The sequence below is a fragment of the Kineococcus aurantiacus genome (assembly GCF_013409345.1).
In the GTDB taxonomy this organism is placed as follows: domain Bacteria; phylum Actinomycetota; class Actinomycetes; order Actinomycetales; family Kineococcaceae; genus Kineococcus; species Kineococcus aurantiacus.
In genome coordinates this window covers 389,741-414,725 of record NZ_JACCBB010000001.1, presented here as the reverse complement: position 1 = coordinate 414,725, position 24,985 = coordinate 389,741, and the positions used below count along the sequence as shown (strand labels likewise).

Below are 24,985 nucleotides of genomic sequence, written 5' to 3'. Positions count from 1 at the left end.
CATGTCCGGCCACTCCAAGTGGGCGACGACCAAGCACAAGAAGGCCGTCGTCGACGCCAAGCGCGCGAAGAGCTTCGCTCGGCTCATCAAGAACATCGAGGTCGCGGCCCGCACGGGCGGCGGCGACCCCGCCGGCAACCCGACGCTCTACGACGCCATCCAGAAGGCGAAGAAGACCTCGGTGCCGGCCGACAACATCGACCGCGCCGTCAAGCGCGGCTCCGGCGCGGAGGCCGGGGGCGCCGACTGGCAGACCATCACGTACGAGGGCTACGGCCCCAACGGCGTGGCGCTGCTCGTGGAGTGCCTGACCGACAACAAGAACCGGGCCGCCATGGAGGTCCGCACCGCGATGACGCGCAACGGCGGCTCGCTCGCCGACCCGGGCTCGGTCGCCTACATGTTCTCCCGCAAGGGTGTCGTCGTCGTCGGCAAGGAGGGCACCTCCCTCACCGAGGACGACGTCCTGGCCGCCGTGCTGGAGGCCGGCGCCGAGGAGGTCACCGACCAGGGCGACACCTTCGAGGTCGTCAGCGAGGCCACCGACCTCGCCGCGGTCCGCGACGCCCTCAAGGAGGCCGGCATCGAGTACGACTCGGCCGACAACAGCTTCCTGCCCAGCGTCCAGGTGCCGCTGGACGCCGAGGGCGCGGCGAAGGTGTTCAAGCTCATCGACGCCCTCGACGACTGCGACGACGTCCAGAACGTCTACGCCAACTACGACGTGTCCGACGACGTGCTCGCGGCCCTCGAGGACGCCTGACACCCCGCGGCACGACACCCGGCAGCCCCCGCGACCGCTCCGTGCGATCGTGGGGGCTGTGCGCGTCCTAGCGGTCGACCCAGGGCTGACCCGGTGCGGGATCGGGGTGGTCGACGCCGTCCGCACCGGCCGCCGGGCCCTGATGGTGGGGGTCGGGGTCGTGCGCACCCCGGCCGAGGACCCCGTCGAGGCGCGGCTGCTGGCCATCAGCGAGGGCCTGGAGACGTGGCTGGACGAGCACCGGCCCGACGTCGTCGCCGTCGAGCGGGTCTTCGCCCAGGCCAACGTCCGCTCGGTCATGGGCACTGCGCAGGCCGCGGGGCTCGTGCTCGTCGCCGCGGCCCGGCGCGGGCTGCCCGTGGCCATGCACACCCCCAGCGAGGTCAAGGCCGCCGTCACCGGCGACGGCCGGGCCGGCAAGGAGCAGGTGACCGCCATGGTCACCCGCATCCTCGGGCTGGACACCCCGCCCCGGCCCGCCGACGCCGCCGACGCCCTGGCCCTGGCCCTGTGCCACCTGTGGCGGGGCGGGGCGACCTCCCGGCTGGAGGCCGCCGCGCACTCCGCGCTCGTGACGGGCCGGCGCAACGCCTACGCCGAGGCCGAGGCTCAGGCCCGGTCGGCGGGGGTCAACCGCTCGCGCAGGAACGCCGTCGTGCGCTCCCAGGCCAGCTCGGCCGACTCCCGGCGGTAGCTGGGCCGCTCGTCGTTGTAGAAGGCGTGCGGGGCGGGGTACTCGTGCAGGGTGACCTCCACGCCCGCCTGCTCCCGGATCCGCTCGGCCGTCGCGCGCACGTCGTCGAGCGGGACGGAGCCGTCCTGCTCGCCGTAGTGGCCCAGCACCGCCGCCCGGACGCCGGAGTAGTCGGTGTCCAGCGCGGGCAGGCCGTACCAGGGCACCGCCGCCCCGATCCGGTCCCCCTGCTGGGCGGCCAGCCGCAGCACGAACGCGCCGCCCATGCAGAAGCCGACGGCGCCCACGGTGGCCGAGGTGACCTCGGGGCGCTGGAGCAGGTAGGTCACGGCCCCGGCGAGGTCGTGGGCCGCGCGGTCGACGGGCAGGCTCACGAGGAGCTCCTTCGCCTCGGCCGCGTCGTGGGTCGTGCGCCCGCCGTACAGGTCGGGGGCCAGGGCCACGAAGCCCTCGGCGGCGAACCGGTCGACGACGTCGACGACGTGGTCGGTCAGGCCCCACCACTCCTGGATGACGATGACCCCCGGGCCGCTGCCGGACTCGGGGACGCGCAGGTAGCCGTGCGCGTGCCCGGACTCGGTGGCGCTGTCGAAGGTGACGTTCTGGCGGGGGTTCTCGGTGTCTGCGTGGCTCACGGCAGCACTCTGCCCCCACGTCGCCGACGGCGCGCCTGAGGGGTCGTGTCGGCGGGGGCGTCTAGCCTCTCGTACACGTGTTCGTCCGGGTGGGTCGGAGGTTGCTGTCGTGATCGCGTCGGTGCGCGGGCGGGTGCTCGCGGTGCGGCTGGACTCGGCCGTCGTCGAGGTGGGGGGCGTGGGCATGCTCGTCCTGGCCGCCCCGGCGACCCTGGCCGGGCTGCGCGTGGGGGAGGAGGCGCTGCTGCACACCACGCTGGTCGTGCGCGAGGACTCCCTGACGCTTTTCGGCTTCGCCGACGCCGACGAGAAGGAGGTCTTCGAGGTGGTCCAGACCGCCTCCGGGGTCGGTCCCCGCATGGCGCTGGCGATGCTGGCCGTGCACCGCCCCGACGGCATCCGCGCGGCCGTGGCCGCCGAGGACCACGCCGCGCTCGTGCGGGTCCCCGGCATCGGCAAGAAGACCGCCCAGCGCATCTGCCTGGAGCTGGGGGACCGGCTGGGCCCGCCCTCGGGCGCCGCGCCCGCGGCGGCGGCCCCCGGCGGGGACTCGCCCAAGGACCAGGTCGTCGAGGCCCTCGTGGGCCTGGGCTACCCCCTCAAGCACGCCGGGGACGTCGTGGACGTCGTGCTGGCCGGCGGTCCCGACGACGGGGCCGCCGACGCCGACGTCGCGGGCACGCTGCGGGCGGCCCTGCGCCACCTGTCGGGCCGAGCGTGAGCGAGCGGCTGGTGACCACCGGGGCCGACGACCGCGAGCGCGCGGCGGAGTCCGCGCTGCGCCCGCACGGCCTGGACGAGTTCGTCGGGCAGCAGGTCGTGCGCGAGCAGCTCTCGCTCGTCCTGGACGCCGCCAAGGTGCGCGGCGCCCCCAGCGACCACGTGCTGTTCTCCGGCCCGCCCGGACTGGGCAAGACGACGCTGGCGATGATCGTGGCCTCGGAGATGGGCGCGCCGCTGCGGCAGTCCAGCGGCCCGGCCATCCAGCACGCGGGGGACCTCGCCGCCGTCCTGAGCTCCCTGGACGAGGGGGAGGTCCTGTTCCTCGACGAGATCCACCGCATGGCCCGGCCGGCGGAGGAGATGCTCTACATCGCCATGGAGGACTTCCGGGTCGACGTCGTCGTGGGCAAGGGGCCGGGGGCGACGGCCATCCCGCTGGAGCTGCCGAAGTTCACCCTCGTCGGGGCGACGACGCGGGCCGGTCTGCTGCCGGCGCCGCTGCGCGACCGGTTCGGCTTCACCGGCTACCTGGACTTCTACTCGACCGAGGAGCTGGTGAAGGTGCTGCGCCGCAGCGCTTCCCTGCTGGGGGTGCAGCTGACGGCCGAGGGGGCCGCCGAGATCGGCAGCCGGTCGCGGGGGACGCCGCGCATCGCCAACCGGCTGCTGCGCCGGGTCCGCGACTGGGCGCAGGTGCGCGGGTCGGGGATCGTGGACCGGGCCGCGGCCCGCGCCGCGCTGGAGGTCTACGAGGTCGACGAGCGGGGCCTGGACCGCCTCGACCGCGCGGTGCTCGACGCGCTGTGCCGCCGCTTCGGCGGGGGCCCGGTGGGGCTGTCGACGCTCGCGGTGGTCGTGGGGGAGGAGGCCGAGACGGTGGAGACCGTGGCCGAGCCGTTCCTCGTGCGCGAGGGGCTGCTGGGGCGGACCCCGCGCGGGCGCATCGCGCTGCCCGACACGTGGGCGCACCTGGGACTGACCCCGCCGCGGGACGCGCCGGCGGGCGCGGCGTGGCAGCTCGCCCTCGACGAGGCGGAGCCGCAGGGGGACGCGGGGGCGTGAGGCCCGCCTAGACTGCCCGCTTCGAGCCGGTCCCGGCGCGAGCCCCCGGCGGAACCCGGCGGGGCGCGTCCGCGTTGGTCGGCCGAGCCGGCACAGGGCCGGCACAGGCACCGGTGAGCCGTCGATCCCGCCGGTGCGGAGAGGGTTCGTCGTGGGTGGTAGCAGCAGCTCGTTGTTCTTCCTGCTGATCATGGCCGCCTTGCTGGTGTTCATGTTCAGCCGGACGCGCAAGCAGCAGAAGGCCCAGCAGGAGATGCGCAACAGCATCGCGCCGGGCGCGGAGGTCATGACGACGTCCGGGATGTTCGGCCGGGTGGTCGAGACGTCGGCGGAGGAGATCGTCATCGAGATCGCCCCGGGCCTGCGCACGCGCTGGACCCCGCGCGCCGTCGCGCGCGTCGTCACCCCGGGGACCGGGGTGACCTCCTCGGAGCAGGTGCCCGACTCCCTCGAGGGGCTCGACCTGACCAAGCGGGACCGGGACACGCCGGGCGACGACGCCGCCGGCGGTGCGTCACGTGCACAGTGACTACTGGTAAGACAGCAGTCGTCCACGAGCAGTGACAAACTTGTGCTGACCGGGTGACGTTCCGTCACCCGGTCAGCCCCTGTCCCGAGGTATCGAGTGTCCAACGACCGGCCCACCGGGCCCCCGCGCGTGCGCCGTGGCGCACCCATCCGCCGACCCCACCCCGGCCGCACCCTGGTGGCCCTGGTGCTCGTCGTCGTCGCCGTCTTCGCGGCGGTGGGGGCAGGATCGATCTGGAGCGACGCCAGGTGGTCCCCGGGCCTGGCGCTCGACCTCGAGGGCGGGACGCAGGTCGTCCTGACCCCCCGCTCGCTGTCCGGCCAGCAGGTCCCCACCGAGCAGGTGCAGCGCGCCGCCGACATCATCCGCCAGCGCGTCGACGCCACGGGGCTGTCCGAGACCGAGGTGCAGGTCCAGGGCGGGCAGAACATCTCGGTGTCCATCCCGGGCGCCGCCACCCGTGAGCAGCTCGACCTCATCTCCCAGTCGGCGCAGCTGCGGATGCGCGTCGTGCTCTACGACGAGCCCGTCGCCCCGGCCGCGGCCCCGACCGAGGGGTCCACCGCGGCGCCCACCGAGACCGCGGCCCCCACCGACACCGCGACCCCCACCGACCCCGCGGCGCCCACCGGCAGCGCGACGCCGGGCGACGCCGCGAGCGCCAGCCCGACGCAGAGCTCGGACGGCGCGGCGGCCCCCGCGGCCCTGCAGGCGGCCACGACGGCCCCCGCCGACCCGGCCGCCCCGGCCCCGGCCGACCCCGCCGCCCCGGCCGCCACGAGCACCCCGCCGTCGCTGGCCGACATCGCCACGCCCACGCCCACCGGCCCGGCCCAGCCGACCGGCACCCCCAGCCCCGCGCCGACCGACGCCAGCGACCAGGCCTGGCTGAACGACCCGCAGCTGGTGACGCTCTTCCAGAACCTCGACTGCGCCGACCCCACCCAGCGCCAGGGCGGCGTCGTCGACGACCCGACCCGGCCCCTGGTCACCTGCAGCCAGGACGGCACGTACAAGTACGTCCTGGGCCCGGCCGAGCTGGAGGGCACCCAGCTGGTCAGCGCCACCTCGGCGCAGGCCACCAACAGCCAGGGCTTCACCACGGGCTCGTGGGTCGTGCGGCTGAAGTTCAACTCCGCCGGCGCCGAGGCGTTCTCGGCGCTCACGACCCGCATCTCCACCCTGGAGGCCCCCCGCAACCAGTTCGCGGCGGTCCTGGACGGGCTCGTCATCACCGCGCCGAGCGTCGACCAGCGCTTCGGGGCCGACGTCGACATCGAGGGCAGCTTCACCCAGGAGTCCTCCGAGGCCCTGGCCCAGCAGCTGCAGTTCGGCGCGCTGCCGGTCTCCTTCGTCGTCCAGACCCAAGACCAGGTCTCGGCCACCCTGGGCTCGGACCAGCTCCGCAACGGCCTCATCGCCGGGCTCGTCGGGCTCGTCCTCGTCGTGGCGTACTCGCTCGTGCAGTACCGCGCCCTGGGGCTGGTGACCATCGGCAGCCTCGTGCTGGCCGCGGCGCTGAACTACGGCGTCCTGCTGCTGCTGAGCTGGCTGCAGGGCTTCCGGCTCAGCCTCGCCGGGGTCGCCGGCCTCATCGTCGCCATCGGCGTCACGGCCGACTCCTTCATCCTCTTCTTCGAGCGCGTGCGCGACGAGATCCGCGACGGGCGCATCCTGTCCTCGGCCGTCGAGGCCGGCTGGCACCGCGCCCGGCGCACCATCCTCGTCTCCGACGCCGTCAGCCTGCTGTCGGCCGTCGTGCTCTACGTCCTCGCGGTCGGCAACGTGCGCGGGTTCGCCTACACCCTGGGGATCACGACGATCATCGACGTCCTCGTCGTCGTGCTCTTCACCCACCCCGTCGTCGCCCTGCTGGCCAGGACGAAGTTCTTCGGCGGCGGGCACAAGCTGTCCGGCTTCGACCCCGAGCACCTCGGCTCGGTCGTGGCCCGGCACGCGCTGCACCACGGCGAGCACCGGCCCACGGTCGCCGAACGGCGCCGGGCCGAGCGCGAGGCCGCCCGCCAGGAGGCGCGCAGCGGCGCCGGGAGCGGTCAGACCAGCGGGGACGACGAGAACGGGACCGATTCCTGATGGGCATGGCGCAACTGGGCAACCGGCTCTACACCGGTGAGTCCTCCTTCGACTTCGTCGGGCGCAGGAAGCTGTGGTTCCTCATCGCCGCGGCCCTCGTGCTGGTCTCCGCGGTGCTGCTGTGGAAGCCGGGCCTGACGTACGGCATCGAGTTCGAGGGCGGCGCGGAGTTCCGCGTCAGCGGGTCGACCGACCTGGAGGCCGCGCGGCAGGCCGTGGAGGCCGTGCTGCCGGACACGGTGCCGACCGTCACCACGGCCGGCGACGGCGTGCGCGTGCAGACGGAGAACCTCACCACGGCCCAGCTCGACGACATCAAGGGCGAGCTCGCGCAGCGGCTCGACGTCGACCCCGCCGAGGTGACCTCCTCGAGCATCGGGCCCAGCTGGGGCGCCGACGTGACGAACAAGGCCCTCACCGGCCTGGTCGCCTTCCTCGTCATCGTCTCCATCGTCATGGCGGTCTACTTCCGGGCCTGGACGATGGCGGTGGCCTCCCTCGTCGCGCTGTTCCACGACCTCGTCATCACCGCCGGCGTCTACGCGCTGGTCGGGTTCGAGGTCACCCCCGCGTCGGTCATCGGGTTCCTGACGATCCTCGGCTACTCCCTCTACGACACCGTCGTGGTGTTCGACAAGGTGCGCGAGAACACCGAGGAGGCGTTCCTCCAGCGCGACCGGACCTTCGGCGAGGCCGCCAACCACGCCGTCAACCAGACCGTCGTGCGGTCGGTGAACACGACCGTCGTGGCCCTGCTGCCCGTCGCGGCCATCCTGTTCATCGGGGACCTGCTGCTGGGCGCCGGGACCCTGCGCGACATCAGCCTGGCGCTGTTCGTCGGGATGCTCGTGGGGGCCTACTCCTCGATCTTCGTGGCGACGCCGCTGCTGGTCGTCCTGCGCGGGCGCGAGGCGCGGGTCCGCCAGCTCGACCGGGACGTGCGCGACGGGGTCCGCCCCGCCGCGCCGGCGGCCGCCGAGTGAACGTCGGCGTCGACCTGCCCGACGCCGACGGGGTCGCCGCGGCGGTCGCCACGGGGTTCCGCGACGTCCCCGACTTCCCCCGGCCCGGCGTGCTGTTCAAGGACATGACGCCGCTGCTGGCCGACCCGGTGGCCTTCGGCCGCGTCACGGCGGCCCTGGCCGGTCTCGCGCGGGACCTGGAGGCCGGTGCGGTCGCCGGGATCGAGGCGCGGGGGTTCATGCTCGCCGCGCCCGCCGCCGAGCGCGCCGGGCTGGCCTTCTGGCCGGTGCGCAAGGCCGGCAAGCTGCCGCCGCCGGTGCTGCGCCGCGACTACGACCTGGAGTACGGCACCGCCGCCCTGGAGCTGGCCACCTCGGTGGTCCGCCCGGGTGAGCGGGTCCTGCTCGTCGACGACGTCCTGGCCACCGGCGGCACCGCGCGGGCGGCCTGCGAGCTGCTGGAGGAGGCCGGGGCGCAGGTCGCCGCGGTCGTCGTCCTGCTCGAGCTGGGGTCCCTGGGCGGCCGCCCGCAGCTGGGGGACCGGCCCCTGGTGGCGCTGCGCACGCTGCCCTGAGGGGCCGGCCCGGGCGGGCGTGTCACGCCGGCGCGGCGGCCGACCTAGACTGGACGTCCGGACGACACGGAGGCAGCGCCATGGCAGACGGCACGGACACCCAGGCCTCGCAGGCGCCCGCCCCGGCCGAGCCGGCGCGCCCGGCCCCGCAGGGCGCCATCGTCCCGGCCCCGCAACCGCTCCCGCGCCCGGCCACCGCCGCCCGCCCGGGCCCGGACCGCCGCCGCACCCCGGAGGCGTACACCGGCCCGGTCACCGCCGGGCGCATGCTCTCGCGGCTGGCCCGCTTCGGCCAGCACCGCCAGCAGAGCGTCTCCCCGGTCCTGGAGCCCCTGCTGCGCACCGTGCGCACCACGCACCCCAAGGCCGACCTGTCGGTCGTGGAGAAGGCCTTCGAGCGGGCCGAGCGGGCCCACGACGGCCAGCGGCGCAAGAGCGGCGACCCGTACATCACCCACCCCGTCGCCGTCGCGACGATCCTGGCCGAGCTGGGGATGACGCCCTCGACGCTGGCCGCGGCGCTGCTGCACGACACCGTCGAGGACACCGACTACACCCTCGACACCCTGCGCGCCGACTTCGGCGACGAGATCGCCCTGCTCGTCGACGGCGTCACCAAGCTCGACAAGGTCACCTACGGGGACGCGGCGCAGGCCGAGACGGTCCGCAAGATGATCGTGGCGATGGCCAAGGACATCCGCGTCCTGGTCATCAAGCTCGCCGACCGGCTGCACAACGCCCGCACCTGGCGGTACGTCTCGGCCAGCTCGGCGGAGAAGAAGGCCCGCGAGACCCTGGAGATCTACGCCCCGCTGGCCCACCGGCTGGGCATGAACACCATCAAGTGGGAGCTGGAGGACCTGTCCTTCGCGACGGTCTACCCCAAGGTCTTCGACGAGATCGTCCGGCTCGTCGCCGACCGCGCCCCGGCCCGCGAGGAGTACCTGCAGGGGGTCCGCAACCAGATCGAGGACGACCTCAAGAGCGCACGGGTCAAGGCGACCGTCACGGGCCGGCCCAAGCACTACTACTCGATCTACCAGAAGATGATCGTGCGCGGCCGCGACTTCGCGGAGATCTACGACCTCGTCGGGGTGCGCGTCCTGGTGGACTCGGTCCGCGACTGCTACGCCGTCCTCGGTGCGCTGCACGCGCGCTGGAACCCGGTCCCGGGCCGGTTCAAGGACTACATCGCGATGCCCAAGTTCAACATGTACCAGTCGCTGCACACGACGGTCATCGGGCCCGAGGGCAAGCCCGTCGAGATCCAGATCCGCACCTACAACATGCACCAGCGCGCCGAGTACGGCGTCGCGGCGCACTGGAAGTACAAGGACGACCCCAACGCCGTCAGCGCCGGGACGCGCCCGCAGACCGAGATGGACTGGCTGAAGTCCGTCGTGGACTGGCAGCGGGAGTCGGCCACGGGCGACTTCCTCGACGACCTGCGCTGGGAGATCGGGTCCAACCAGGTCTTCGTCTTCACGCCCAAGGGCGACGTCCAGCAGCTCCCCGCCGGCTCGACGCCCGTCGACTTCGCCTACGCCGTCCACACCGAGGTCGGGCACCGCACGATGGGGGCCCGCGTCAACGGCCGCCTCGTCCCGCTGGACTCCGCCCTCGACAACGGCGACCTGGTCGAGGTCTTCACCTCCAAGGCCGACGGGGCCGGTCCCAGCCGCGACTGGCTGAACTTCGTCAAGAGCCCGCGGGCGCGCAACAAGATCAAGCAGCACTTCTCGAAGGAACGCCGCGAGGAGGCGATCGAGGAGGGCAAGGACGAGATCGCCCGCGCGATGCGCAAGCAGCACCTGCCGCTGCAGCGGCTGCTGTCGCACGACTCCCTGCTGGTCGTGGCCCGCGAGCTGAACCACCCCGACGTGTCCGCGCTGTACGCGGCGGTGGGGGAGCGGCACGTCTCGGCGCAGCACGTCGTCGACAAGCTCATCGCCGCCGTCGGCGGGGAGGCCGCGGTCGAGGAGGACCTCGCCGAGGCCACCACGCCCGGCCGGACCCGCCCCTCGCGCAGCAGCGGCGAGGCCGGTGTCGTCGTGGCCGGCGCCGACGACGTGTGGGTCAAGCTCGCCCGCTGCTGCACGCCCGTGCCGAACGACCCCATCGTGGGTTTCGTGACGCGCGGGGCGGGTGTCTCGGTGCACCGCGACGACTGCGAGAACGTCGAGCGGCTGCGCCAGGAACCCGAGCGCATCGTCGACGTGCAGTGGTCCTCGGCGATGCCGACCGGCCAGACCCGCCTGTTCCTGGTGCAGATCCAGGTCGAGGCGCTCGACCGGGCGCGGCTGCTCTCGGACGTGACGCGGGTCCTGTCGGACAACCACGTGAACATCCTCTCCGCGACCGTCAGCACCAGCCGGGACCGGGTGGCCCTGTCGAAGTTCTCCTTCGAGATGGCCGAACCGAACCACCTCAACCAGGTGCTCGGGGCGGTGCGCCGGGTCGACGGCGTGTTCGACGCCTACCGCGTCACGGCGTCGCGGCCGCAGAAGACCTGACCGCTCCCGGGGCCGGCGCCCCGGCCGCCACGTCGCGCAGGCTGCGGGCGGGGGTCGTCACCCGCAGCGGCCCGACGACGACCACGTCGGCCGCGGGCGGCCGGGCCCGCCCGAAGACGACCCGGACCGGGCCGTCGGCCCCGGGCCGGGGCAGGCGCCGGCACGCGACCCGCACCTCGGCGGGAGCCGGCAGCGGCGGGCCGGCGTGCACCCACAGCGCGGCCTCGGCCAGGACGACCACCCCGGCGGGCAGGAGCAGGCCCAGCGCCCGCGCGCGCACGTGCGCGTCCACCTCGACGTCCGCGGCGACCACGACGTCACCGACGACCCGCACCACCGTCCCGGACCGCACGTCCCGTTCGAGCTGGCCGCGGGGACCGGCGCGCCAGGGGGCCGAGGGGTCGGGGTCCAGGCCCCGGGTCAGGACGGAGGTCAGCCACGGGGTGTCCACTGCCGCAGTCCAGCAGCCGCCGCCCGCACGCACGAGCCCCCGTCCACGGGGTGTGGACGGGGGCTCGCGGGGGTGGCGCGGGGTCAGTGCGCGTCGCGCAGCGTGGCCTGGGCGGCGTCGAGCCAGGCCCGCCGCGCCCGCAGGGCCTCCTCGGCGCGGGCCAGTGCCCGGGCGTCACCCTTGGCGCGGGCCTTCTCCACGTCCGCCTCGAGGTCGCGGATCGCGCTCTCGAGCTGACCGGCCAGCCCGCCGGCGCGGGCCTTGGTCTCGGGGTTGCTGCGCGACCAGCGGGCCTGCTCGGCGTCGCGGACGGCCGTCTCGACCGCCCGCAGGCGGCCCTCGACGCGCCCGAGGTCGGCGCGCGGGACCTTGCCCGCCGCCTCCCAGCGGTCCTGGATGCTGCCCAGGGCCTTCTTGGCCGCGCCCAGGTCCTTGATCGGCAGCAGCGCCTCGGCCTCGGCGAGCAGCTGCTCCTTGACGACGAGGTTGTCGCGGAACTCCTCGTCCACGGCGTCGTTGGCGGCCGTGCGGGCGGCGAAGAAGACGTCCTGCGCGGCGCGGAAGCGGTCCCACAGCGCGTCGTCGTCCTTGCGGCCCAGCCGGCCCGCGGCCTTCCAGCGGTCCATCAGGGCCCGGTAGGCGTTGGTGGTGCCCCGCCAGTCCGTCGAGCTCGACAGGGCCTCGGCCTCGGCGACGAGCGTCTCCTTCTCGCTGCGGATGGTGTTCCGCTGCTCCCCGAGGGCGGCGAAGTGGTGGCGGCGCATCTTGTCGAAGGCGCTGCGCGCGTGGCTGAAGCGCTTCCACAGCTCGTCCTCGGAGCGCTTGTCCAGGCGGCCCTCGCGCTGGGCGGCCTTCCACTGCTCGAACAGCTCCCGCAGCCGCTCACCCGCGGCGCGCCACTGGACCTTCTCGGGGTCCTGGGCGGCGACGGCCTCGGCCTCCTCCACGATGGCCAGCCGCGCGGTGCGCAGCTGCTCGCGGTGCGCCGCGCGGGCCCGGTCGGCGGCGGCGCGGGCCTCGTCGGCCACCGTCGCCAGCGCCTCCACGCGGGCCGCCAGGTGGTCCAGGTCGCCCACGGCGCGGGTCTCGGCCAGGGCCGTGCGCAGCGCGCTCACCCCGGAGACGATGTCCTTGCCGGCCAGCTCGGTGCTGCGCAGCCGCTGCTCGAAGAGGTCGACCTGGGCGACGACCTCCTCGTACTTGCGCACGAAGTAGGCGATCGCCTCCTCGGGGGTCGCGTCGGGGTAGGCGCCCACCTCGTGCTCACCGTCGGCGCGGCGCACCCACACGGTGCCGTTCTCGTCGACCCGGCCGAAGGCGGCCGCGGCCTCGCGGTCCACGTTCGTCGTGTGCCCGACCTCGGCCACCGGCTCGGCGGCGGGCGCGGCGACCGGGGGCACCGGCGCGGGGCGGGGAGCCGGGCGCACCGCTCCCGGGCCCGGCGTGGGGCCCGGCGTGGGGCGGGGCCCCGGCGACGGCACGGGGGCCCCGCCCTGCGCGGGAGCCGGGTCGGGAGCCGGTTCGCCGGACTCACCGGGCGCCGCGTCCACCGGTTCGGGGACCCCGGGGGCCTCCGGGACGCCCACGGCGTCCTGGGTGTCCACGCCGTCCGGCGCGGCGTCCGGCGCGGCGTCCTGCGCGCTGTCCTGCACGGCGTCCTGCGCGGTCTCCTGCGGGGTCGCGTCCGCGGCGGGGGTGGGGGTCTCGGAGGTGTCCGGCACGTCCTGGGCGGACGCCGGCTCCTGGGGCTGCTCGGTCACCTGCCTCATCCTAGGTCCCCGTGCCCCGGACGGCGCAGACCGTGACCACCGGTGCCGTCCCCGTCGCCGGTGGTCACCGCTGGGCACCGCCGCGGCCGGGGCGTCACTAGGGTGTCGGCCGTGATCGTCGAGACCGTCGTGGCGTCCGCCTTCGGGACCAACTGCCACGTCGTCGCCCCACAGGCCGGTGCCGAGTGCGTCGTGGTCGACCCCGGCGTCGGCGTGGTCGACGCGCTGGCCGACACCCTGCGCCGGTACCGCCTCAAACCCGTCGCCGTCCTCCTGACGCACGGGCACCTGGACCACACGTACTCGGTGACACCGGTCTGCGGGGCCCACGGCGTCGCGGCCACGGTCCACGCCGCCGACGCCCACCGGCTGCGCGACCCCCTGGCCGGTCTGGGGGGCCCGCTGCGGGCCGCGCTGGAGGCGACCACCGGCCCGGTCCGCTGGCGCGAGCCCGAGCAGGTCGTGACCGTCGAGCACGGCACCCGTACGACCCTGGGCGGGCTGGACGTGAGCGTCGCGCACGCCCCCGGGCACACCGAGGGGTCGGTGCTGTTCTCCGTCGACCGCGGCGGCGACCCGGACCTGCTGCTGTCCGGGGACGTGCTGTTCGCCGGCTCCATCGGGCGCACCGACCTGCCCGGCGGTTCCCACGAGGCGATGCTGACGAGCCTGCGGACCCGGGTCCTGCCGCTGGACGACGCGACCGAGGTGCTGCCCGGGCACGGGCCCGCCACGACGATCGGGCGCGAACGCCGCACCAACCCGCACCTGCTGGCGCTGCGGGGCTGACTGGTCCACGACCTCCAGCCCCAGGTGGGCGGCCAGCGCGGGCGCCAGCCGGCTCAGCTGCAGGCCGCTGATCGTCGTGCCCCGCAGGTCCCCCGGGCCCGAGAGCCCGTCGAGCTCGCTGGTGCTGACGTCCACGCCGCGGCAGACGGCCGCCGTCAGGTCCAGGTCGGCGGGGAACAGCTCGCCGTCGTGGGAGGACCCCTCCCGTGGGGGCCGGGTCGCCAGGAGCAGCTCGCCCTCGTCGGTGGGCGGGTCCGGCACCGCGGGGGCGGGCGCCTCCGGCGCGGGTCGCTCCGCCACGGTCGGCACCGTGCCGGTGGGCGCCGGCAGGAGCCGCGCGGTCCCGCTCGAGGACGGCCCGCCTCCTCCCGGCACCGGTGGAGCAACCGTCGCCGGCCGAAGCTTGACATCTAGAAATTGCTGTGCCGCAAGGTTTCCGGACACCGTGCGCGCCGCAGATTCACCCGTTGGGACCTGCTCGTGCACGTTCAGCCACCGCGGTCCGGAGCCGAAGCACTAGGGGACAGACCCGCAGCGCGGAAACGCCGCGACCCGCGGGCCCTCCCACCGAAAGGACGAGACGTGACCAACGTCGACGCCACCCTGAAGGCCTGCCTCGAGATCGACGGCGCCACCGCCGCGGCCCTGGTCGACTACGAGTCCGGCATGTCGCTCGGCCAGGCCGGTGGCGGCGCCATCGACCTCGACGTCGCCGCCGCCGGCAACACCGACGTCGTGCGCGCCAAGCTGCGCACCATGCAGCGCCTGGGCCTGAACGAGTCGATCGAGGACATCCTCATCACCCTCGGCACCCAGATCCACCTGATCCGCCTCATCCAGTCGCAGTCCGGCCAGGGCCTGTTCCTCTACCTGGTGCTCAAGAAGGACTCCTCGAACCTCGCCATGGCCCGTCGCCAGCTGACGATCCTCGAGCGCGACCTCAACATCTGAGACCCCGCACGACCGGCACCACCCGCACGACCAGCAGGACCCCCGGCGGTGGTCGCCCGGGCGCGCCGCGCCCGGACGACCGCCACCGCGTCCGACCCGCACCACCCCGACCCGCCCGGCGCGAGCGCCCCTGGAGACCCGTGCGCAGCGAACCCCGCAAGATCGTCGTCACCGGACCCTTCGGGGCGGGCAAGACGACCTTCGCCACCACCCTCACCGACGGCCTCGGCGGCGGCACGCTCGTCACCACCGAGACCGGGGTCAGCGACGAGACCGCGGCCCTGAAGACGTCCACGACCGTCGCCCTCGACCACACCAGCGTCGTCGTGCCCGCGGGCCCCGCCTCGGCCTGGCCCGACACCCCCGTCAACCTCTTCGGCACCCCGGGGCAGGAGCGGTTCTCCTTCATGTGGGACCTGCTGGCGCGCAACATGCACGCCTACCTCGTCCTCGTCGACGCCAGCCGCTCCGCCAGCATCGCCCAGGCCGCCGGCATCGTCAGCGCCTTCGCGCGCCTGGCGCCCGCCTGCCCGCGCCTGGTCGCCGTCAGCCGCTGGCCCGACCCCGCCGGCACCCGCGGGCAGCTGGCCCACCTGCTCGGCACCACCCCCTCGGCCCTCGTCGCCTGCGACCCCCGCGACCTCGGCCAGTGCACCGCCGTCCTGCGCCTGCTGCTCGACGGTGTCCACACGCTCGAGAGCCGGCGTGCGCAGGCCGCCACCGAGGGAGCGCACCCGTGATCGTCAAGCAGCACGCCCTGCGAGCCGGCGGCGCCCTGCGCCGCGACATCGACGGCGTCCGCCGGGTGCTGGTGGCCCGCACCGACGGCCTGGCCTTCCACGACGACGGCCCCGAGCGCGACCACGAGTCGGCCGCCGCCATCGTCGCCACCGTGCTGGGCGTGGCCCAGCGGGCCAGCGCCGACCACGCCCTCGGGCCGTTCGTGCAGACCACCGTCAAGGGCGCCGACGGCAGCCTCGTCGTCTACGGCATCGGCACCACCCACATCCTCGCCGTCGTCGCCGACCCCGGCGTCAACCTCGTCCTGCTGGACCGCCTCGCGCTGCGCCTGGTCGGCGAGCTCGCCGGGGCCGAGTCCGGCGCCGTCCCCGCCGCCCGCCCGCGCTCCTGACACCCCGGCCGCCGCGTTCCGTAGGATCGCCCGTGCGCAAGCCAGCGCACTGACGATCGAAGGGACTCCCCGTGCTCCGCACCCACGAGGCCGGCAGCCTGCGCGCCGGTCACGCCGGACAGACCGTGACGCTCACCGGGTGGGTGGCGCGTCGCCGGGACCACGGGGGCGTGGCGTTCCTGGACCTGCGCGACGCCTCCGGCGTCGTGCAGGTCGTCGCCCGCGACGAGATCCTCGACGCCGGCGGCGCGCACGACCTGCGCAACGAGTACTGCATCCGCATCACCGGCGACGTCCGGCTGCGCCCGGAGGGCAACGAGAACCCCTCCATCGCCACCGGTGCCGTCGAGGTCGACACGACCGCGCTGGAGGTCCTCTCCGAGGCCGCCCCGCTGCCGTTCCAGATCGACGACCACCTCACCGTCGGTGAGGAGGCGCGCCTGAAGTACCGCTACCTCGACCTGCGGCGCACCGGGCCCGCGCACGCCCTGAAGCTGCGCTCGGCGGCGAACAAGGCCGCCCGCGCCGTCCTGGAGCAGCACGACTTCGTCGAGGTCGAGACCCCGACGCTGACCCGCTCCACCCCCGAGGGCGCCCGCGACTTCCTCGTCCCGGCGCGCCTGGCGCCCGGCTCCTGGTACGCCCTGCCGCAGAGCCCACAGCTGTTCAAGCAGCTCCTCATGGTCGGCGGCCTGGAGCGCTACTACCAGATCGCCCGCTGCTACCGCGACGAGGACTTCCGCGCCGACCGGCAGCCGGAGTTCACCCAGCTCGACATCGAGATGAGCTTCGTCGAGCAGGACGACGTCATCGCCCTCGGCGAGCAGGTCGTCGCCGCCCTGTGGAAGCTCATCGGGCACGACGTCCAGCTGCCCCTGCCGCGCATGACGTACGAGGAGGCCATGCGCCGGTACGGGTCCGACAAGCCCGACCTGCGGTTCGGCATCGAGCTCGTCGAGTGCGCCGACTTCTTCGCCGACACGACGTTCCGGGTCTTCCAGGCGCCGTACGTCGGGGCCGTCGTCATGCCCGGCGGGGCCTCCCAGCCGCGCAAGACCCTCGACGCGTGGCAGGAGTGGGCCAAGCAGCGCGGCGCGCGCGGCCTGGCGTACATCCTCGTCGGCGAGGACGGGGAGCTGACCGGCCCCGTCGCGAAGAACCTGTCCGACACGGAGAAGGCGGGCATCGCCGCCCACGTCGGCGCGAACCCCGGCGACTGCATCTTCTTCGCCGCCGGGGCCGTGAACCCCTCCCGCGCGCTGCTGGGCGCGGCCCGCGGGGAGATCGCCCGCCGCACCGGCGCGATCGACGAGGGCGCCTGGTCGTTCCTGTGGGTCGTCGACGCGCCCATGTTCAAGTCCGCCGCCGAGGACGACGACGTGTCGATCGGCGGTGGGGCCTGGAACGCCGTGCACCACGCGTTCACCGCGCCCAAGCCCGAGCACCTGGGCACGTTCGACGTCGACCCCGGGGCGGCGCTGACCAACGCCTACGACATCGTCTGCAACGGCAACGAGATCGGTGGCGGCTCGATCCGCATCCACCGCCGCGACGTGCAGGAGCGCGTGTTCGCGGTCATGGGGATCTCCGAGGCCGACGCGCGGGAGAAGTTCGGGTTCCTGCTCGACGCCTTCTCCTTCGGCGCGCCGCCGCACGGCGGGATCGCCTTCGGCTGGGACCGCGTCGTCGCCCTGCTGGCGGGGGCCGACTCGATCCGCGAGGTCATCGCCTTCCCCAAGTCCGGCGGCGGCTACGACCCGCTGACGGCGGCGCCGGCGCCCATCACGGCCCAGCAGCGCAAGGAGGCCGGCGTGGACGCCCGGCCCGAGGAGGAGCCGCGAGCCTGATGCGGCTCGCCCTGGCCTGCGCCGCCGGGTTCGCCGCGCTCACCGTCCTCGTGGTGGTGGGCGAGGTCCCCGGCGACGGCGCGGTGTCCGCGGCCGCCGTGCGCGCCGCGCAGGCCGACCCGGGCCTGACGCGCGTCGCGCAGGTCGTGGAGGCCGTGACGCAGCCGGTGTGGGTGTACCTCGCCGGGTTCGTCGGCGTGGTGGCCGCCCACCGCGCGGGCCGTCGCCGGCGCGCCCGGGCGGCCCTGCTGGCCGGGGCCGTGGCGTCCGTGGCGTCCCCGGTGGTCAAGGCGCTCACCGACCGCCCCCGGCCCGCGCTGGAGGCCGGGCTGACCACGGCGAGCGGCGGGTCGTTCCCCTCCGGGCACGTCGTGGCCTCCACGACGGTCGTGCTCGTCGTGGCGGTGCTGCTGGTGCCGCGGGCCCGGCGCGGCGCCGTGCTCGCCGTGGGAGCCGTGGAGGTCGCGCTCGTCGCCGTCGACCGGGTCTGGCTCGGGGCGCACTGGCCCACCGACGTCCTGGGCGGCTGGCTGCTGGCCGGTGCGCTCGTCGGGGCCGCGGCCTGGTGGGCGGACCGCTCAGAGCGTGACGGTGACCGTCCGGGTGCGGCGCTCGGCGCCCACCGCGGCGGTGGGGGCGGAGCCGGGGGTCACCGGTAGGGCGGCGGGGGAGACGGCCGTGGTCCCGACGGTCCGGCGGTCGCCGGTGTCCACCGTCGTCGCGGCCCGGGCGCCGGTGGTCAGCCCCACGGTCGTGACCCCCGCGAGGAGGCCGGCGGCGAGGAGGCGGCGGTGCAGTCGCTGAGTCACGTCCCCACGGTGGCGGGTGCCCCTGTGCCGCTCGTGGGCCCTGCCTGTGCGGAGGGTTCGTCCCCGCGCGGCGGTGACCGGGTCCGGGACGCGCCGGAGCGGTGACCCCTGGGGGCCACCGCTCCTCGTCGTGCCGGGTCAGGAGGTCGGGCTCGCCGTGCCGCCCGTGGTGCCGGCCGTCAGGTCGTAGACCGTGACGCCCCCCACGGTCGCGGCCGTGAAGTTCTCCGCCACCCACGCCGCGATCCGGCGCGAGGCGTCGCTGCCGCCCGTGCTCGTCGAGGCCATCGAGGAACCGGCTAGGTAGTAGTGGATTTCCCCGTCGGCGACGTGCTGCTGGAACTGGGCCAGCGTCGGGGCGGGGTCGGTGCCGTTGAACCCGCCGATCGCCATGACCGGCTCCTGCGTCGCCAGCTGGTACCCGGCCGCGTTGTTCGACCCGGTCGTCGCCGCCACCCAGCGGTACCGGCCGACGTCCGCCTCCAGCAGGGCCTGCAGCTCGGCGCTGGGGGTCGTGGCGTTCAGCAGCCCGCTGGCTCCTCCGCCCCCGCCGGCGCGGGTCCCGCCGCCGAAACCCCCGAAGCCCCCGAAACCCCCCGTGGGCGCCTGCTGCGGGCTGCCGCCCCCCGGGGGCAGCTGACCCTGCGTGAACAGGCCGCTGAACGGGCCGCCCCCGCCGCCCGGGCCCCCGCGACCGCCGCCCAGGCCGAACCCGGAGGTGGAGCTCGGTCCGGCCGAGACGATGGCGCCGGTGTGGGCCGTCGAGGCCGTCTGGACCGAGTACGCGACCGGCCCGGCGAGCACCGCGAGCGCGGCGGCCACCGCACCGGCCTGCTGCAGCGAGCGCAGCAGCGGCCCGCGCACGAACCCGGCCGCGGCCAGCCCGGCGGTGCCCACGACCCCGGTGACGAGGACGACCCAGCGCAGCCACGGCAGGAAGTCGCCGCTGCGGCCGAGCAGCACGAACGACCACGCGGTGCTGAGGGCCACGACGCCCGCCAGGACCGGCAGGGCGGACCGCGCCGACCGGCGCCGCCACAGCTGCACCGAGCCCGTCGCCACGAGGGCCGCGACCGCCGGGGCCAGGGCCACGGAGTAGTAGGGGTGGATGATCCCGGACATGAAGCTGAAGGCGGCGGACGTGACGACGAGCCAGCCCGTCCAGGCCACGAGGGCGGCGCGGCCGACGTCGGTGCGCCCGGCCCGGCGGGTCAGGACGAACCCGGCCACGGCGAGCGCGAACGCCGCCGGCAGGAGCCAGGAGATGTTCCCGCCGAACTCGGCGTCGAACATCCGGCCCGGGCCCGTCTCGCCCCACCCGCCGGTGCCGCCCACGCTGCCCGTCTCGTCCCCCGTGAGCCGGCCGAACCCGTTGTAGCCGAACGTCAGTTCCAGGAAGGAGTTCTCCTGCGACCCGCCGACGTACGGGCGCCAGGAGTCGGGGACGAGCTCGACGACCGCGACCCACCAGCCGCCCGCGACGAGCAGCGTGCCTGCGGCGAGGAGCAGGTGCCGGACCCGCCGGCCCAGGCCGTGCGGGGCCGCCCACAGGTAGGCCAGCGCGAGGCCGGGCAGGACGAGGAACACCTGCAGCTGCTTGGTGAGGAACCCCAGGCCCAGGAAGACCCCGGCCCAGTACAGGAACCGGGCGCGCCCGGTGTCGACGGCCTTCAGCACGCCCCAGGTCGCCGCGACCACGAGCAGCACCAGCAGCGCGTCGGGGTTGTTGAACCGGAACATGAGGGTCGCCACGGGCGTCGTGGCGAGCAGGAACCCGGCGATGAGCCCGGCGGCGGGGGTGCTGCGGCGGCGGACCGTGGCGTGCAGCAGACCGACGGCGGCGACGCCCTCCAGCGCCTGCGGCACGAGGATCGACCACGACGACAACCCGAAGAGGCGGACCGACAGCCCCGTCACCCACAGCGCGGCCGGGGGTTTGTCGACGGTGATGGCGTTCGAGGCGTCGGAGGACCCGAAGAACCAGGCCTCCCACGACCGTGAACCGGCCTGGGCGGCGGCGGAGTAGAAGGGGTTCGCCCAGCCGGACCCCGAGAGCCCGACGAGGTACAGGACGGCGGTGAGGACGAGCAGCCCGTACAGGCAGGGCCGCACCCAGCGCGGGTCCTCCTCCCGGCCCCGCCACGCCGCCGTCGCGGCGCGGCGGAACCGGCCCAGCTCGGGAGCGGTGACGGTGCGGGCCCAGCTGCCGGAGGTGGTGCTCACGCCTCCTCCTGCGCGGCGTCCGCGGGCACCGCGGCCGGGGCGGCACCGGGCTGGTGGTGGCGGCGGTTGCGGAAGACCCACGAGCGCAGCAGCAGGAACCGCACGACCGTCGCCGCCAGGTTGGCGACGGTCAGCACGGCCAGTTCCAGCCCCCGGCCGGCGTCCGGCCGGCCCGAGTGCAGCGCCAGCAGGCTGCCGGAGGTGATGGCCCAGCCGAGCAGGAACACGAACAACCCCTGGGCCTGGTGCCGGGCCACGCCGTCGGAGCCGCGGACGCCGAAGGTCAGCCGCCGGTTCAGGGCCGTGTTCCCCACGGCCGTGACGAGCAGGGCGAGGAAGTTCGCGACCTGCGCGCTCGTGAGTTCCTGGAGCAGCAGGTACAGCACCGCGTAGGCCGCGGTGCTGGCGACCCCCACGCCGACGAACCGGGTGAGCTGCCCGGCCAGGGAGGTGGGGACACCGGCCACCTGCGTCGGCTGCGGGCCGCGGCCCAGGCTCGCGCGGATCTCCTTCAGCGGCAGCTTCCCCGTGGCCATCGCCCCGGCCAGGCGGCGGATGCCGCGCAGGTCGGCCACCGCGGTGGCGACGATGTCGACGCTCGAGTCCGGGTCGTCGACCCAGTCGACGGGGATCTCCTGGATGCGCAGGCCGGACCGTTCGGCCAGCACCAGCACCTCGGTGTCGAAGAACCAGCCGGTGTCCTCCACCAGCGGCAGGATCCGCTGCGCCACGTCGGCCCGCAGGGCCTTGAAACCGCACTGGGCGTCGGTGAACCGCACGCGCAGGGTGCCGTGGAGGATGAGGTTGTAGCAGCGGGAGATGAACTCGCGCTTGGCCCCGCGCACGACGTGCGACCCCCTGGCCAGCCGCGAGCCGATCGCCACGTCGGAGTGCCCGGACAGCAGTCCCGCCACGAGCGGGAGCAGGGCCGCCAGGTCGGTGGACAGGTCCACGTCCATGTACGCCAGGACCTGCGCGTCCGAGGCGGTCCACACGTGCTTGAGCGCGCGGCCGCGGCCCTTCTCCTCCAGCCGCACGTGCCGCACGTCGGGCAGCTCGGCGGCCAGCGCCGCCGCCACCTGCGGGGTCGCGTCGGTGCTGGCGTTGTCCGCCACGGTGATGCGGGTGCGGAAGGGGAACGTCGCCACGTGCGCGTGCAGGCGCCGGACGCACGGTTCGAGGTCGACCTGCTCGTCGTGGACCGGGATCACGACGTCCAGGACGGGAGCGGGACCCTCGGGACCCCGGGGGCCGGTGGCCGGGCGGGGCCGGGGCGTGACCCCCGTGGAGCGGGAGGCGGTCGCTGTCATGCCCCCACCTTCGGGTGGTCACCTCCGCGGGGGGTGGGGCGCCGCTGTGGCCGGCCTGTGGGACTCGCCGGGCAGGCTCATGCGGCGGGCAGGCTCACGCGGCGGGCAGGCTCACGCGGAACGCCGTGCGGCCCGGGCGGCTGTGGACCGTCACCGACCCGTGGTGGGAGGTGACGACGGCCTGCACGATGGCCAGCCCCAGCCCCGTGCTGCCCGCGGCGCGCGAGCGGGAGGAGTCGCCGCGGGCGAACCGCTCGAAGACGCGCGGCTGCAGCTCGGCCGGGATGCCGGGGCCGTCGTCGACGACCTCCACGTGCACCTGGTCGCCCTCGCGCGTCAGCGCCACGGTGACGGTCGTGCCGGGCGGGGTGTGGGTGCGGGCGTTGGCGAGCAGGTTCGCCAGCACCTGGTGCAGCCGGCCGGGGTCGCCGACGACCTCCACGGCCTCCTCGGGCAGCTCCAGGCGCCAGGTGTGGTCCCGGCCGGCGACCCGGGCGTCGCTCACGGCGTCCAGGACGGTCATCGTGAGGTCGACCGGTTCGCGTTCGAGGGGGCGGCCGGAGTCCAGGCGGGCCAGCAGCAGGAGGTCCTCGACCAGGCCGGTCATGCGGACCGCCTCGGACTCCACGCGGCCCAGGGCGTGCCGGACGTCGTCGGGGACCGGTTCGGCGCTGCGGCGGGTCAGCTCGGAGTAGCCGCGGATCGCGGCCAGCGGGGTGCGCAGCTCGTGGGAGGCGTCGGCGACGAACTGCCGGACGCGCTGCTCGGACCCGTGGCGGGCCTCCAGGGCCGAGCCGACGTTGTCGAGCAGGCGGTTCAGCGCCAGGCCGACCTTGCCGACCTCGGTGGCCTCGTCGGTGTCGGCGTCGGGGACCCGCAGCGTGAGGTCCACCTCCCCGCGGTCCAGCTCCAGCTCCGAGACGCGGGCGGCGGTCGCGGCGACCCGCTGCAGCGGCAGCAGGTCGCGGCGCACCAGGACCGACCCGGCCACGGCGGCCAGCGCGACACCGCCCAGGACCACCGCGGCCTCCACGCCGACCACGGTCAGCATCGTGCGGTCGACCTCGGCGAGGGGGACGCCGGAGACCTGCAGCGACCCGTCGTCCAGGGCGGTGCCCACGACCCGGTAGTCGCCCAGGCCGGGCAGCTCCACCCGCAGCTCCTGGCCGTCGGTGACGTCCTCCAGCACCCGCGCCTGGGCCGTCGTCAGCTCCTTGACGCAGGGAGCGCCGGCGGTGGAGTTGCCGTCGTCGTAGACGCCGGACTGCCCCGTCACCAGCTGCCCGCCGGCGAAGCGGGCGTACAGCGTCCCGTCGCCCTGGCCGGGCCCGATGAACGACGGGGTGGTGCCCGCGGCGCAGGCGTCCTGCGCCGCGGTGGGCGGCGGGCGGTACACGTCGCCGTCGAACCCGCCGTCGAACCCGCGGTCGGGGTCGCCCACGAAGCGCTGCGAGCGCGTCACCGTCTGCTCCAGCTGCGTGTCCACGCGCCCCATGAGCGAGGCGTACAGGGCCACGGTCGTCACGACCCCGATGACCAGGCCGACCGCCACGAGCAGGGCGCTGGTGGTCAGGACCAGCCGGCTGCGCAGGGAACGGCTGCGCAGCCGGGGGAGCGGCGGGGGCACCGGTGGATCGGCTCCGGGGTGTCGGTGGGTGCGGCGGGTCGTCAGCCGGCGGCCGCGACGGCGCCGTCGGCGGGCTTGAGGACGTACCCGGCCCCGCGGACGGTGTGGATCATCGGGTTGCGGCCGGCGTCGATCTTGCGGCGCAGGTAGGAGATGTACAGCTCGACGATGTTGGCCTGGCCGCCGAAGTCGTAGTTCCAGACGCGGTCGAGGATCTGGGCCTTGGACAGCACCCGGCGCGGGTTGCGCATGAGGTAGCGCAGCAGCTCGAACTCGGTGGCCGTCAGGCGGATCTCCTCCCCGGCGCGCACCACCTCGTGGCTGTCCTCGTCCAGGACCAGGTCGCCCACCGACAGGACCGGCTCGGCCTTGACCGCGGTCAGGCCCGAGCGGCGCAGCAGGCTGCGCAGCCGCGCCACGACCTCCTCCAGGCTGAAGGGCTTGGTGACGTAGTCGTCGCCGCCGGCGGTCAGGCCCGCGACGCGGTCCTCGACGGCGTCCTTGGCGGTGAGGAAGAGGACGGGGACGTCGGTGGCGTCGGCGCGCAGGCGGCGCAGGACCTCCAGGCCGTCGATGTCCGGCAGCATGATGTCGAGGATGACCGCGTCGGGGCGGAAGCTGCGGGCGGCGCGGACCGCGTCGAGGCCGTTGCCGGCCGTCTGCACCTCCCAGCCCTCGTAGCGCAGGGTCATGCTCAGCAGTTCGGACAGCGTCGACTCGTCGTCGACGACGAGGACGCGCAGGGCGGTCCCGTCGGGGCGGGTGAGGTCCGAGCGCCGGTTGGTGGTGGTCGCGGTCATGGCCTCATCGTCGACCCCGGAGCTGCCAGCTGTCCCCGGAAACCCTGAGACGGACCTGTGCGTCGTCACTGGGACGGGCCAACGGGGGCCGTGCGGCAGCGCCCCGCCCACCTGCGGTCATAGGCGCAGGAGATGGCCCCGGGTACCGGAAGTCAGGACGCGGCGAGCTGGCCGTCGACGACCGGGCGCACCAGCTGCAGGACCCGTTCCACGGCCGGCCGGGCCCGCGACGTCGTGCACGCCGCGCCGTGCTCCGCGCAGGTCCGGCGCACCGCCTCGACGAACCGCAGGCCGACGGCGTCCAGGGCCGTGACCGCCCGCACGTCCACGTGCACCCGGGCCCGCGACCCCCCGCCCACGTGCCCCTCGACCCGCCCCAGCACCAGCGCCAGGTCCCCGGCCGGCACCAGGTCCACGTCCCCGGCCAGCACCACGTCCAGCCGCTCGCCGTCGGTGCGCGCCGCCACCGGGGGCACCGCCGGGAGCGCGTCCGCGCCGGCGCGCGCCGGGGCCGGGGTGAGCGCCGCGGGCAGCTCGGCGCCGCGCGGCCCGGCCCCGCCCGCCGTCGCGGGGACGCGGGTCACGAGGTGGGTCACGAGGTGGGTCAGGACGGGGGTGGGGACCGGCCGCTGGCTCTGCGTCATGCGCACACCGTCGGTGCCGCACGTGGGAACGGGGTCGGGACGACCTGTGACCGGGCTGCGACAGCAGCTGCGGTCCCGTCGGG

At 75.0% G+C, this 24,985-nt stretch carries 24 protein-coding genes; 15 read left to right on the top strand and 9 right to left on the bottom strand.

Features of this window, described 5'->3' with window-relative positions; translation table 11 throughout:
* Position 1: 1 nt before the first annotated feature.
* Both BJ968_RS01975 and ruvC read left to right on the top strand, forming a co-directional pair.
* Complete coding sequence (locus tag BJ968_RS01975; RefSeq protein ID WP_179748765.1) at positions 2–763, top strand: YebC/PmpR family DNA-binding transcriptional regulator; 762 nt, start codon at positions 2–4, stop codon at positions 761–763.
* Between the two features lie 58 nt (positions 764–821).
* Entirely contained in the window at positions 822–1,457 is a 636-nt protein-coding gene (ruvC, locus tag BJ968_RS01970) for a crossover junction endodeoxyribonuclease RuvC (RefSeq protein ID WP_179748763.1), read from the top strand.
* On the opposite strand, the gene BJ968_RS01965 is transcribed toward ruvC, so the two are convergent.
* Complete coding sequence (locus BJ968_RS01965) at positions 1,373–2,092, bottom strand: dienelactone hydrolase family protein (protein ID WP_343077756.1); 720 nt, start codon at positions 2,090–2,092, stop codon at positions 1,373–1,375. The genes ruvC and BJ968_RS01965 overlap by 85 nt on opposite strands.
* Before the next feature lie 109 nt (positions 2,093–2,201).
* Here BJ968_RS01965 and ruvA point away from each other — a divergent pair, with 109 nt between their 5' ends.
* From ruvA to BJ968_RS01930, 7 genes are all read left to right on the top strand, one after another.
* On the top strand, positions 2,202–2,813 hold the full coding sequence (gene ruvA / locus BJ968_RS01960; protein ID WP_179748758.1) for a Holliday junction branch migration protein RuvA: 612 nt from the start codon (positions 2,202–2,204) through the stop codon (positions 2,811–2,813).
* Entirely contained in the window at positions 2,810–3,877 is a 1,068-nt protein-coding gene (ruvB, locus tag BJ968_RS01955) for a Holliday junction branch migration DNA helicase RuvB (RefSeq protein ID WP_179748756.1), read from the top strand. The genes ruvA and ruvB overlap by 4 nt, the downstream gene beginning before the upstream one ends.
* Positions 3,878–4,028: 151 nt before the next feature.
* Positions 4,029–4,406 (top strand): preprotein translocase subunit YajC, encoded by a 378-nt coding sequence (gene yajC, locus BJ968_RS01950; protein WP_179748754.1) that lies wholly within the window; start codon positions 4,029–4,031, stop codon positions 4,404–4,406.
* A 96-nt stretch (positions 4,407–4,502) separates the two neighbouring features.
* On the top strand, positions 4,503–6,500 hold the full coding sequence (gene secD, locus BJ968_RS01945) for a protein translocase subunit SecD (protein ID WP_218884699.1): 1,998 nt from the start codon (positions 4,503–4,505) through the stop codon (positions 6,498–6,500).
* Positions 6,500–7,483, top strand: coding sequence for a protein translocase subunit SecF (gene secF, locus BJ968_RS01940; protein WP_179748752.1), 984 nt, complete (start codon positions 6,500–6,502; stop codon positions 7,481–7,483). Before secD ends, secF begins: the two co-directional genes overlap by 1 nt.
* Complete coding sequence (locus BJ968_RS01935) at positions 7,480–8,037, top strand: adenine phosphoribosyltransferase (RefSeq protein ID WP_179748750.1); 558 nt, start codon at positions 7,480–7,482, stop codon at positions 8,035–8,037. Before secF ends, BJ968_RS01935 begins: the two co-directional genes overlap by 4 nt.
* Positions 8,038–8,117: 80 nt before the next feature.
* Entirely contained in the window at positions 8,118–10,550 is a 2,433-nt protein-coding gene (locus BJ968_RS01930) for a RelA/SpoT family protein (RefSeq protein WP_281372670.1), read from the top strand.
* Here BJ968_RS01930 and BJ968_RS01925 read toward each other — a convergent pair.
* Both BJ968_RS01925 and BJ968_RS01920 read right to left on the bottom strand, forming a co-directional pair.
* Positions 10,522–11,001 (bottom strand): hypothetical protein, encoded by a 480-nt coding sequence (locus tag BJ968_RS01925; RefSeq protein WP_179748748.1) that lies wholly within the window; start codon positions 10,999–11,001, stop codon positions 10,522–10,524. The two genes, BJ968_RS01930 and BJ968_RS01925, sit on opposite strands and share 29 nt — an antisense overlap.
* A gap of 83 nt (positions 11,002–11,084) precedes the next feature.
* Complete coding sequence (locus BJ968_RS01920; RefSeq protein WP_246314067.1) at positions 11,085–12,770, bottom strand: DUF349 domain-containing protein; 1,686 nt, start codon at positions 12,768–12,770, stop codon at positions 11,085–11,087.
* A 111-nt stretch (positions 12,771–12,881) separates the two neighbouring features.
* Here BJ968_RS01920 and BJ968_RS01915 point away from each other — a divergent pair, with 111 nt between their 5' ends.
* The 6 genes from BJ968_RS01915 to BJ968_RS01890 all read left to right on the top strand — a co-directional run bounded on the left by BJ968_RS01915 (position 12,882) and on the right by BJ968_RS01890 (position 18,148).
* Positions 12,882–13,559 carry an MBL fold metallo-hydrolase gene (locus BJ968_RS01915; RefSeq protein WP_343077755.1) on the top strand — a complete coding sequence of 226 codons (678 nt, stop codon included), beginning with the start codon at positions 12,882–12,884 and terminating at the stop codon, positions 13,557–13,559.
* 582 nt (positions 13,560–14,141) lie between these two features.
* Positions 14,142–14,510: a hypothetical protein gene (locus BJ968_RS01910; RefSeq protein WP_179748744.1), complete on the top strand. Its 369-nt coding sequence runs from the start codon at positions 14,142–14,144 to the stop codon at positions 14,508–14,510.
* Between the two features lie 140 nt (positions 14,511–14,650).
* Positions 14,651–15,250 (top strand): GTP-binding protein, encoded by a 600-nt coding sequence (locus tag BJ968_RS01905; RefSeq protein ID WP_179748742.1) that lies wholly within the window; start codon positions 14,651–14,653, stop codon positions 15,248–15,250.
* A complete protein-coding gene (locus BJ968_RS01900) occupies positions 15,247–15,642 on the top strand; it encodes a roadblock/LC7 domain-containing protein (protein ID WP_179748740.1) in 396 nt (131 codons plus the stop codon). Before BJ968_RS01905 ends, BJ968_RS01900 begins: the two co-directional genes overlap by 4 nt.
* Before the next feature lie 71 nt (positions 15,643–15,713).
* On the top strand, positions 15,714–17,489 hold the full coding sequence (gene aspS / locus BJ968_RS01895) for an aspartate--tRNA ligase (protein WP_179748738.1): 1,776 nt from the start codon (positions 15,714–15,716) through the stop codon (positions 17,487–17,489).
* Entirely contained in the window at positions 17,489–18,148 is a 660-nt protein-coding gene (locus BJ968_RS01890) for a phosphatase PAP2 family protein (RefSeq protein ID WP_179748736.1), read from the top strand. The genes aspS and BJ968_RS01890 overlap by 1 nt, the downstream gene beginning before the upstream one ends.
* Here the strand turns inward: BJ968_RS01890 and BJ968_RS01885 are convergent.
* The 6 genes from BJ968_RS01885 to BJ968_RS01860 form a co-directional block, all read right to left on the bottom strand.
* The gene (locus BJ968_RS01885; protein WP_179748734.1) at positions 18,068–18,298 is read right to left on the bottom strand and encodes a hypothetical protein; all 231 of its coding nucleotides are present in this window, start codon (positions 18,296–18,298) and stop codon (positions 18,068–18,070) included. The two genes, BJ968_RS01890 and BJ968_RS01885, sit on opposite strands and share 81 nt — an antisense overlap.
* A 138-nt stretch (positions 18,299–18,436) precedes the next feature.
* On the bottom strand, positions 18,437–20,521 hold the full coding sequence (locus tag BJ968_RS01880) for a mannosyltransferase YkcB-related protein (protein ID WP_218884696.1): 2,085 nt from the start codon (positions 20,519–20,521) through the stop codon (positions 18,437–18,439).
* A complete protein-coding gene (locus BJ968_RS01875; RefSeq protein WP_179748730.1) occupies positions 20,518–21,831 on the bottom strand; it encodes a bifunctional glycosyltransferase family 2/GtrA family protein in 1,314 nt (437 codons plus the stop codon). The genes BJ968_RS01880 and BJ968_RS01875 overlap by 4 nt, the downstream gene beginning before the upstream one ends.
* Positions 21,832–21,925: 94 nt before the next feature.
* Positions 21,926–23,458, bottom strand: a complete 1,533-nt coding sequence (locus tag BJ968_RS26255) for a sensor histidine kinase (RefSeq protein WP_343077753.1) — start codon at positions 23,456–23,458, stop codon at positions 21,926–21,928.
* A 41-nt stretch (positions 23,459–23,499) separates the two neighbouring features.
* A complete protein-coding gene (locus BJ968_RS01865) occupies positions 23,500–24,258 on the bottom strand; it encodes a response regulator transcription factor (RefSeq protein ID WP_179748728.1) in 759 nt (252 codons plus the stop codon).
* A gap of 152 nt (positions 24,259–24,410) precedes the next feature.
* On the bottom strand, positions 24,411–24,902 hold the full coding sequence (locus BJ968_RS01860; protein WP_179748726.1) for an STAS domain-containing protein: 492 nt from the start codon (positions 24,900–24,902) through the stop codon (positions 24,411–24,413).
* Between the last annotated feature and the right edge of the window lie 83 nt (positions 24,903–24,985).

Bases quoted from the DNA above. Each gene is read 5' to 3' on its own strand.
- BJ968_RS01975 (WP_179748765.1), top strand. From the start codon at position 2: ATGTCCGGCCACTCCAAGTGGGCGACGACCAAGCACAAGAAGGCCGTC.
- secF (WP_179748752.1), top strand. From the start codon at position 6,500: ATGGGCATGGCGCAACTGGGCAACCGGCTCTACACCGGTGAGTCCTCC.
- BJ968_RS01920 (WP_246314067.1), bottom strand. From the start codon at position 12,770: ATGAGGCAGGTGACCGAGCAGCCCCAGGAGCCGGCGTCCGCCCAGGAC.
- BJ968_RS01865 (WP_179748728.1), bottom strand. From the start codon at position 24,258: ATGACCGCGACCACCACCAACCGGCGCTCGGACCTCACCCGCCCCGAC.
- BJ968_RS01860 (WP_179748726.1), bottom strand. From the start codon at position 24,902: ATGACGCAGAGCCAGCGGCCGGTCCCCACCCCCGTCCTGACCCACCTC.
- BJ968_RS01890 (WP_179748736.1), top strand. From the start codon at position 17,489: ATGCGGCTCGCCCTGGCCTGCGCCGCCGGGTTCGCCGCGCTCACCGTC.
- BJ968_RS01875 (WP_179748730.1), bottom strand. From the start codon at position 21,831: ATGACAGCGACCGCCTCCCGCTCCACGGGGGTCACGCCCCGGCCCCGC.
- BJ968_RS01930 (WP_281372670.1), top strand. From the start codon at position 8,118: ATGGCAGACGGCACGGACACCCAGGCCTCGCAGGCGCCCGCCCCGGCC.